At 64.6% G+C, this 4,209-nt stretch carries 4 protein-coding genes; 2 read left to right on the top strand and 2 right to left on the bottom strand.

Going from position 1 to position 4,209, the window contains the following annotated elements:
- Nucleotides 1–103: 103 nt before the first annotated feature.
- Nucleotides 104–727 (bottom strand): glutathione S-transferase family protein, encoded by a 624-nt coding sequence (locus QMX78_RS20390; RefSeq protein WP_282273069.1) that lies wholly within the window; start codon nt 725–727, stop codon nt 104–106.
- Between the two features lie 73 nt (nt 728–800).
- Nucleotides 801–1,487 carry a YafY family protein gene (locus tag QMX78_RS20385; RefSeq protein ID WP_282273067.1) on the bottom strand — a complete coding sequence of 229 codons (687 nt, stop codon included), beginning with the start codon at nt 1,485–1,487 and terminating at the stop codon, nt 801–803.
- Nucleotides 1,488–1,691: 204 nt separating this feature from the next.
- Here QMX78_RS20385 and QMX78_RS20380 point away from each other — a divergent pair, with 204 nt between their 5' ends.
- Nucleotides 1,692–3,338, top strand: a complete 1,647-nt coding sequence (locus QMX78_RS20380) for a catalase (protein ID WP_282273065.1) — start codon at nt 1,692–1,694, stop codon at nt 3,336–3,338.
- A 155-nt stretch (nt 3,339–3,493) separates the two neighbouring features.
- Nucleotides 3,494–4,099 (top strand): DUF937 domain-containing protein, encoded by a 606-nt coding sequence (locus QMX78_RS20375; RefSeq protein WP_282273063.1) that lies wholly within the window; start codon nt 3,494–3,496, stop codon nt 4,097–4,099.
- Nucleotides 4,100–4,209 lie beyond the last annotated feature (110 nt).

Here is a 4,209-nt window from a genome sequence, read left to right as displayed (position 1 = left end):
GGGCGCCCAATACGGCTTCTACTCCCACCATTTTGCGAACCAATGGGGTGGGTTGGGGAGGGGTCGGCTCTTTCCGCCTTTCGAGCAATCCTGGCTTCGCGGCTTACGCCGCTCCCACAGGCGCGACCAGCGCATCATCCAGTTGCCCCGCCCGCACCGACGCCGGTCGTTGCAGATGCACAGCGCAGTAGTCGGTGAACACCGGCTTGGCCTCAAGCTCACCCACGCGGATGTAGTAGCTCAGGAACGACGCCATATACAGGTCGGCAACGGTAAAGCTGTCCCCGACCAGATAGCGCTTGCCGGCAACCGCTGCTTCCAGCGTATGCAGCAGATCCTCGGCGGTACCGTAGCCCGCCTCCATCGGCGGCGCCAGGCCACCATGACGACGATCAGTGACGAAGGCTTCCAGCGGCCCGGCCGCGAACAATACCCAGCGGTAGCATTCGCCGCGCTCGGCGCTGCCTACTGGCGGCAACAAGGCCTTGGCCGGGGCCAGATCGGCCAGGTGCAGGCAGATCGCGGCGTTCTCGGTGATTGCCGTTGTTCCCTGCACCAAGGCCGGCACCTTGCCCATCGGGTTGATCGCCAGATACTGCGCCGACTTCATGCTGGTGCCGTACTCCAGCATCACCGCGTCATAGCGCAGGCCGGTTTCTTCCAGCATCCAGCGGGTGATGCGGCCACGCGAATGTGGATGGCTGTAGAAGGTAAGCGTATCGGTCATGTCAGGCACCTGCGTTGTAAGGAGCCGACAGTGTGCGCAGGGGCTACTGACAGCCGCTGTCAGTAGTGATGCATCAGTTGTCCGTCATGCACTGCGCGCGCCAACGCTTCAACAACTGATGACGTTGCGCTGGATAGCGCTGCGCGCTGTCCTCCAGTGCCAGTAATCGATCAGCGCGGAAGTGACGAAAATCACCACGCATTTCGCACCATGCAGCCAACATGCGTACGTCGGCCATGAACGCCATCGCGAACGGCCAGATCATGCGCTCGCTGACCCTGCCCTCGACGTCGCGGTACTGGATGCGCACGGCATTGCCGTCGCGGATGGCACGGCGCAAGGCCGGCAGCCACGGCTCCGGTGGCACCGCGTGCCAGTGCGGTGCGAACAGCCCGCTGGTTTCGACCTGCAGGCGCAGCGTTTCGGGCAGTACGCCAATGACACGCTGCAATGCGGTGTCGGCTGCGGCCGCGAGTTCCGGGTCGCCATGCGAGGCCACCCAGCGCGCGCCCAGCAGCACCGCTTCGAGTTCTTCGGCGGAAAACATCATCGGTGGCAGCAGGAAACCCGGCCGCAACTGGTAGCCGATGCCCGGATCACCGGCAATATCGGCGCCCTGCGCGCGCAAGGCATCGATGTCCCGGTACACGGTGCGCAGGCTCACCTCCAGGCGCTGCGCCAGTTCGGCACCGCGCACCGGCGTGCGGCGGCGCCGCAATTCATCCAGCAGGTGCAGCAATCGGGCAGCGCGTTGGCTCATTGGGGGTTCCGGCACAGGCAGCTGCCCAGCATAACGGCTGACGGCCAGCGCATTGAGCCTGCGGCATCAACAGAGCGCATTTATCCCGGCTAGCCGAGCAATAGGTAAGCCCTATCAGAGCGAGCAGTTCATTTGATTATTCATTTAACACGTCGGTGGTTACAGTCCCTGCAAGAACTACCCCAACGCCAGCAGGAGCCAGCCATGAGCAATGACACCAAGCCGACCTGTCCGTACCACAGCGCCCCCTCCCCCGAGCAGGCCGCGCAGTCGCAGCGTGACACCAGCACCACACCCAAGCAGCAGCATGGCGACGCACCGGTGACGCCGCTGACCACCGCCTTTGGCGCGCCGGTGGTGGACAACCAGAACAGCAAGACCGCAGGCCCGCGCGGCCCGTTGCTGATGGAAGATGTATGGCTGCTTGAAAAGCTCGCCAACCTCAATCGCGAGATCATTCCCGAGCGCCGCATGCATGCCAAGGGCTCGGGCGCATTCGGCACGTTCACCGTCACCCATGACATCAGCAAGTACACCCGCGCCAAGCTCTTCTCGGCCGTGGGCAAGCAGACCGAGATGTTCGCCCGCTTCACCACCGTGGCCGGTGAGCGCGGCGCAGCCGATGCCGAACGCGACATCCGTGGCTTCGCACTGAAGTTCTACACCGAGGAAGGCAACTGGGACCTGGTCGGCAACAACACGCCGGTGTTCTTCCTGCGCGACCCGCGCAAGTTCGGCGACCTCAACAAGGCGGTCAAGCGCGACCCGCACACCAACCTGCGCAGCGCCCGCAACAACTGGGACTTCTGGACCCTGCTGCCGGAAGCGCTGATGCAGGTCACCGTGGTGATGAGCGACCGTGGCATCCCGCGCAGCTTCCGCCACATGAACGGCTTCGGTTCGCACACCTACAGCTTCACCAATGAGGGCGGCGAGCGCTTCTGGGTGAAGTTCCATTTCGTCACCCAGCAGGGCGTGCAGGCGCTGACCGATGCCCAGGCCGAAGTGCTGGTCGGCAAGGACCGCGAAAGCCACGGCCGTGACCTGTTCCAGGCGATCGAGCGCGGTGAGTTCCCGAAATGGAAGCTGTTCGTGCAGGTCATGCCGGAACTTGAAGCGGAGACCTATCGCGTGCATCCGTTCGACCTGACCAAAGTCTGGCCGAAGAGCGATTACCCGCTGATCGAAGTCGGCGAGTTCGAACTCAACCGCAACCCGGTCAACTGGTACCAGGACGTGGAGCAGTCGGCATTCGCACCGAGCAACCTGGTACCGGGTATTGGTCCGTCGCCGGACAAGATGTTGCAGGCCCGCCTGTTCGCCTACACCGATGCGCAGCGTTACCGGCTGGGTGTCAACCACCACCAGATCCCGGTCAACGCCGCCCGCTGCCCGGTCTTCAGCAACCACCGCGATGGCGCCATGCGTGTGGACGGCAACTACGGCGGCCTGCCGCATTACGAGCCCAACAGCTACGGCCAATGGCAGGAGCAGCCGCAGTACCGCGAGCCGGCACTGAAGATCCGTGGCGATGCCGACTTCTGGAACTTCCGCGAAGACGACAACGACTACTTCAGCCAGCCCGGTGCCCTGTTCCGCAGCTACAACGCCGCTCAGCAGCAGCGTCTGTTCGAGAACACCGCCCGCGCCCTGGGTGATGCCCCCGACTTCATCAAGCAGCGCCACATCGACAACTGCAACAAGGCCGATCCAGCCTACGGCGCAGGCATCGCCGCCGCCCTGCAGAAGCTGGCTGCGGCAGCCGCCCCGGCTGATCCGTTCGCACCGCCGCCGCACCCGGGCAGCGATTTCCCGACCGCCACCCCAGGCGCCGAGGACATCGAGCTGTAAGCCAAGCTGACAGTTCCAACGATGAAACAGCACCGCCCGCCCTGCGCGGGCGGTGCTGTTTCTGCCCACAACCCAACACGTCTTTGGCCTCTTCACTTACGCCCCCGTGCGGGAGTTACCATGCCGCTGGACAACCCACCTTCAAGGATTCCCCGATGAGCCTGACCGACGACCTTCTCTCCCAGCTGCAGGGCGCACCGTTGCAGCAGGTTTCGCAGCAGTTGGGCATCGACAGCCAGCAGGCCTCGGGCGCGATCAGTGCCGCGTTGCCGTTGCTGATGGGCGCACTGGGCAACAACGCGGCCAAGCCGCAGGGCGCCGAAGCCCTGTTCGGTGCACTGCAGAACAACCACAGCGGCTTGGACATCGGCAGCGTGCTGGGTGCGGTGATGGGCGGCGGCAACAGCCCGGCAGCCAACGGCGCTGGCATCCTCGGCCACATCTTCGGCGGCAGCCAGGACCGTGCAGAGACCGGCCTGGCCCAGGCCACCGGGCTGAGCCCGAGCAGCTCCAGCCAACTGCTGAAGATCCTCGCCCCGATCGTGATGGCCTTCATTGCCCAGCGCATGAGCAGCGGCGGCCAAGCCGACCCCAATGGTCTGGCGCAGATCCTGGGCCAGGAAAAGCAGCAGGTTTCCCAGGCCGGCGGTATCGGCGGCGGCCTGCTCGGCAGCGTGCTGGACCAGGACGGCGACGGCCAGTTCGGCGTCAGCGACCTGATCAGGCTAGGCAGCGGCTTGCTCGGTAGCGGCAAGCGCTGAGCCGGTTGAAGTAGACCAAAGACGCCACCGCAAGGTGGCGTTTTTGTTCTGGTAGTGCCGAGCCATGCTCGGCAGAGGCTTTACTGGTAATGCCCAATGCCGAGCATGGC

Origin of the sequence: Stenotrophomonas sp. PS02298, assembly GCF_029959445.1 — a bacterium.
In the GTDB taxonomy this organism is placed as follows: domain Bacteria; phylum Pseudomonadota; class Gammaproteobacteria; order Xanthomonadales; family Xanthomonadaceae; genus Stenotrophomonas.
The sequence above is the reverse complement of the archived record's forward strand: the minus strand, read 5'-3'. Positions and strand labels throughout refer to the sequence as shown.

What these genes read in the sequence shown, in the direction of transcription:
- QMX78_RS20385 (WP_282273067.1), bottom strand. Translation starts at nt 1,487, where the DNA reads ATGAGCCAACGCGCTGCCCGATTGCTGCACCTGCTGGATGAATTGCGG.
- QMX78_RS20390 (WP_282273069.1), bottom strand. Translation starts at nt 727, where the DNA reads ATGACCGATACGCTTACCTTCTACAGCCATCCACATTCGCGTGGCCGC.
- QMX78_RS20375 (WP_282273063.1), top strand. Translation starts at nt 3,494, where the DNA reads ATGAGCCTGACCGACGACCTTCTCTCCCAGCTGCAGGGCGCACCGTTG.
- QMX78_RS20380 (WP_282273065.1), top strand. Translation starts at nt 1,692, where the DNA reads ATGAGCAATGACACCAAGCCGACCTGTCCGTACCACAGCGCCCCCTCC.